The sequence below is a fragment of the Bradyrhizobium sp. INPA03-11B genome (genome assembly GCF_040446015.1).
GTDB classification, from domain to species: domain Bacteria; phylum Pseudomonadota; class Alphaproteobacteria; order Rhizobiales; family Xanthobacteraceae; genus Bradyrhizobium; species Bradyrhizobium macuxiense_A.
The window spans coordinates 1-3,516 of record NZ_JASGSR010000242.1 but is presented as its reverse complement, the minus strand read 5'-3'; the positions used below and the strand labels follow the sequence as shown (position 1 = coordinate 3,516).

At 63.6% G+C, this 3,516-nt stretch carries 4 protein-coding genes; 3 read left to right on the top strand and 1 reads right to left on the bottom strand.

All coding sequences use genetic code 11. The annotated features are described in order from the left end of the window. Nucleotides 1-136: 136 nt before the first annotated feature. Nucleotides 137-448 carry a hypothetical protein gene (locus QMZ05_RS40560; protein ID WP_353705850.1) on the bottom strand — a complete coding sequence of 104 codons (312 nt, stop codon included), beginning with the start codon at nucleotides 446-448 and terminating at the stop codon, nucleotides 137-139. A gap of 475 nt (nucleotides 449-923) precedes the next feature. Here QMZ05_RS40560 and mobB point away from each other — a divergent pair, with 475 nt between their 5' ends. The 3 genes from mobB to QMZ05_RS40545 form a co-directional block, all read left to right on the top strand. Then, complete coding sequence (mobB, locus tag QMZ05_RS40555) at nucleotides 924-1,469, top strand: molybdopterin-guanine dinucleotide biosynthesis protein B (protein WP_353705849.1); 546 nt, start codon at nucleotides 924-926, stop codon at nucleotides 1,467-1,469. A 57-nt stretch (nucleotides 1,470-1,526) separates the two neighbouring features. Then, nucleotides 1,527-1,796 carry a sulfurtransferase TusA family protein gene (locus tag QMZ05_RS40550; protein WP_050426340.1) on the top strand — a complete coding sequence of 90 codons (270 nt, stop codon included), beginning with the start codon at nucleotides 1,527-1,529 and terminating at the stop codon, nucleotides 1,794-1,796. 321 nt (nucleotides 1,797-2,117) lie between these two features. Next, nucleotides 2,118-3,516: OFA family MFS transporter (locus tag QMZ05_RS40545; protein WP_353705848.1), on the top strand; the 1,399-nt coding region annotated here is incomplete at its 3' end.

Here is a 3,516-nt window from a genome sequence, read left to right as displayed (position 1 = left end):
GTCATCACCCGCGCATGCGGGTGATCCAGTATTCCAGAGACGGCGGTGCTTGAGCCGATAGGCCGCGGCGTACTGGATCGCCCGGTCGAGCCGGGCGATGACAGATGTGGGTGGGGACGCAGCTTCGCGATTCGGCTCAGTGCCGCATGGCGGTCTCCACGAACTCCAGCACGGAGCGCGGGACCTCTTCGTATTCGACGAAACGGCGCCGAAGCTCGTCGGCGATGTCGGTCGTCACGTCGCGGGACCATCCCTCGTTGGTGTTGAAGGCCACGATCCGGACCGGACGGCTGTACTGGTCATCCAGCAGGCGGCGGATCAGCGTTTTCCGGTCGGCGCCTTCTTCGTCGGTTTCGCACCAGGCACGGCCAAGCCGGCCGAAATCGTTCAGCACCAGATAGGTGTCGTGGTCGATTTGATGCGGCACGATCGAAGGCGAGCGAGGCATACGTGATCCTCCGGGGATGCATTTTATCGTGTTCCGGTCGCTCGGCACATTGGAAACTTCGAGGTATATCCGTTGGATAGAGGGATGGCGCGCGACATGAGACGGAGGCAATGGTGCGCTTGGAGCAAACCGTCCCCTCGCAGGTTATCCATTATCGCGCTCTGTCGCAGGCGGCGTGGCTGAGCGACCGATGGGGCTCCATCCGCTCAGGGAGCGGTGCGATGTTGAGAAGGCTTCGTTTTAGGAACACAACACTGGAAGAGGTGCTGGCGGTCGCCACGCAGCGTGCGCGGAAGCGGCTCCGGGCGCGTTTCCAGCCTCCGAGGGAGAGCCGGTCGGCAAGGCCTGCCAAGCCGGGGCGTCCTGTCAACTCGTAGCAGGGGCGGGTGTGCTCAGGAGCTCAGCCGGATCCAATCCAGCCGGCGAGGCTGGCATGACATTGCGTCAACGCTGATATAAGCAGCGTGGACGCTATGTGCCTTCGGAGACGCGGATGAAAGTGATTGGCCTCGCAGGGTGGAGCGGCGCCGGAAAGACCACCCTGCTGTCGCGGGTCATCCCCCATCTGCTGGGGCGGGGCCTGCGCGTCTCCGTGATCAAGCACGCCCATCACGAATTCGATGTCGACGTGCCCGGCAAGGACTCCTGGGTGCATCGGCAGGCCGGCGCGACCGAGGTGCTGGTGTCCTCGACCCGGCGCTGGGCGCTGATGCATGAGCTGCGCGGCGCGAGCGAGCCGCGGCTGCCGGAATTGCTCACCAAGATGGCGCGCGTCGACCTGGTGGTGGTCGAGGGATTCAAGCGCGAGCCGGTCAGCAAGATCGAGGTGTACCGCGCCGCCAACGGCAAGCCGCTGCTGTTCCCCGACGACCCGCGCGTGGTCGGGATCGCCAGCGACGTCGCCGTTAAGACCACGTTGCCGGTCGTGCATCTCGACGACATCGAGGACGTGGCCGAATTGATGCTGCGTTCGGCGATTCCGGTCGACGATGTGCTCGCTTCGGCCTCGGCCGAAAACTGAGCAGGGCGGGACCGTGCCGCCGTTGACGATGCGCAGCCGCTTCGCCATGGTCGCGCCATGACGACGACCAAACTCGATCTCACCGGCCTGAAATGCCCACTGCCCGCGCTGAAGACGCGCAAGGCCCTCAGGAGCGTAACGGCGGGAGATTTCCTCGAAGTCCACTGCACCGATCCGCTTTCGGTGATCGACATCCCGGCCCTGATCCAGGAGACCGGCGACAAGGTCGAGATCACCGAACGAAGCGATGTCCGGATCGTTTTTCTGATCGAGAAGATGAATGGTACGATAGATATTTCAAATGCTGCAGCGCCGCGTACGCGCTAGATGCAGTTTGATATCTACCATTTGCCTATCGACACCTATTTTCCATTCTGCGCGAATTGATAATCTCCGCCGGATAGCGGAGGTGGAGTTGTGCCCGGATGTGGGCACGTCGGCGGACAACGGCTGGCCTGCGTCCAGTTCAGACTGCACGGCTTGGCATATCCGATCGTATTGGGGGTTAACATTCCCGGAATGCGCGTGGTTGGTCCCGGCGCATCGAGGGAATGTGCGGCGCAGCTGCCTGACGGCGGCCGCAAGGGCTGAGACGGGATCGAAGACGCAGATGCGCCTGACGTAATGGCGGCTGCAGGGGAGGTATCAATGACCGCAGTGAGCAGCGCCGGACGCGTGTCCGCGGCAGGCGCAGGTTTCCTCGACAAGGAACACACGATCGCGACCGCCGGCTTCAACCGCTGGCTGGTGCCGCCGGCCGCGCTGTGCATCCATCTGTGCATCGGCATGGCCTACGGCTTCTCGGTGTTCTGGCTGCCGCTGTCGCGCGCGATCGGGCTGACCGCGCCGAAGGCGTGTCCCGACATTTCGCTGGTCCAGGAATTGTTCACGACGACCTGCGACTGGAAGGTCGCAAGCCTCGGCTGGATGTTCACACTGTTCTTCGTGTTGCTCGGCGTCTCCGCTGCGATCTGGGGCGGCTGGCTCGAGAAGGTCGGTCCGCGCAAGGCCGGCTTCGTCGCGGCGCTGTGCTGGTCCGGCGGTCTCGTGATCGGCGCACTCGGCGTGTACACGCATCAGCTCTGGCTGATGTGGCTCGGCTCCGGCGTGATCGGTGGTGTCGGCCTCGGCCTCGGTTACATCTCGCCGGTCTCGACGCTGGTGAAATGGTTCCCCGATCGCCGCGGCATGGCGACCGGCATGGCCATCATGGGCTTCGGCGGTGGCGCGATGATCGGCGCACCGCTGGCTGACAAGCTGATGAATTATTTCAAGACGCCGACCTCGGTCGGGGTCTGGGAAACCTTCCTGACCATGGCGGCGATCTATTTCGTGTTCATGACGATCGGTGCGTTCCGCTACCGCATTCCACCGGCCGGCTGGCAGCCTGAGGGCTGGACACCGCCGTCCAAGGCCAACGCGATGATCTCGACCAAGCACGTGCATCTCGACAACGCGCACAAGACGCCGCAATTCTGGCTGATCTGGTGGGTGCTCTGCTTGAACGTGTCGGCCGGCATCGGTGTGATCGGCATGGCCTCGCCGATGTTGCAGGAGATCTTCGCCGGCAAGCTGATCGGGCTGCCCAGCGTTCCCTTCAATGCGCTCGATGCCTCGCAGAAGGGACAGATCGCGGCGATCGCGGCCGGCTTTGCCGGCCTGCTGTCGCTGTTCAACATCGGCGGCCGCTTCTTCTGGGCGTCGCTGTCGGACAAGATCGGCCGCAAGAACACCTACTACACGTTCTTCATTCTTGGCATCGTGCTCTACGCGCTGGCGCCGACCTTTGCCGCGATGGGATCGAAACTGCTGTTCGTGCTCGGTTTTGGCATCATCCTGTCGATGTATGGCGGCGGCTTCGCCACTGTACCGGCCTATCTCGCCGACATGTTCGGCACCCAGTTTGTCGGCGCGATCCACGGCCGCCTGCTGACGGCGTGGTCGACCGCCGGCATTATCGGCCCCGTCGTGGTGAACTACATCCGTGAATTCCAGCTTGCCGCCGGCGTTCCGCGCGACCAGCTCTACAACACCACGATGTACATCC

What these genes read in the sequence shown, in the direction of transcription:
- QMZ05_RS40560 (WP_353705850.1), bottom strand. Translation starts at nt 448, where the DNA reads ATGCCTCGCTCGCCTTCGATCGTGCCGCATCAAATCGACCACGACACC.
- QMZ05_RS40550 (WP_050426340.1), top strand. Translation starts at nt 1,527, where the DNA reads ATGACGACGACCAAACTCGATCTCACCGGCCTGAAATGCCCACTGCCC.